A 501-nucleotide genomic window follows, 5' to 3' on the forward strand; every position below is an offset into this window, starting at 1 on the left:
TGTTGTCGTGCCTTCACCTGAGATTCACTTTGCGAGGCGCTTTCCAGGATTGAAAACTGGCCGTCGATTTAACGAAACGGCTATGACAGGATGCGAGCACCACAAAGGAGGTGAAGGTGAAAAACAATTCACAGCTGTTGATGCCGCGCGAAAAAATGCTGAAGTTTGGTATTAGCGCCTTAACGGATGTCGAGCTGCTGGCGCTATTTCTGCGTACCGGAACGCGCGGTAAAGATGTATTAACCCTGGCAAAAGAGATGCTGGAGAATTTCGGCTCTCTTTATGGCTTGTTAACCTCTGAATATGAACAATTTAGTGGCGTTCATGGAATTGGCGTGGCGAAATTTGCCCAGTTAAAGGGGATTGCTGAACTGGCGCGGCGTTACTACAACGTGCGGATGCGTGAAGAAAGCCCTTTACTCAGCCCGGAGATGACGAGGGAATTTTTACAAAGCCAGCTCACGGGTGAGGAGCGGGAGATCTTTATGGTGATCTTTCTCG

1 protein-coding gene is annotated in these 501 nt (G+C 49.1%); it reads left to right on the forward strand.

The window, feature by feature from the left end; translation table 11 throughout:
- Positions 1-116: 116 nt before the first annotated feature.
- Positions 117-501 (forward strand): RadC family protein (gene radC / locus E2K52_RS14780; RefSeq protein ID WP_151205722.1); only part of this gene is annotated, 385 nt, incomplete at its 3' end.

This window comes from Acinetobacter sp. RF14B (assembly GCF_006864105.1).
GTDB lineage: Bacteria > Pseudomonadota > Gammaproteobacteria > Pseudomonadales > Moraxellaceae > Acinetobacter > Acinetobacter lwoffii_C.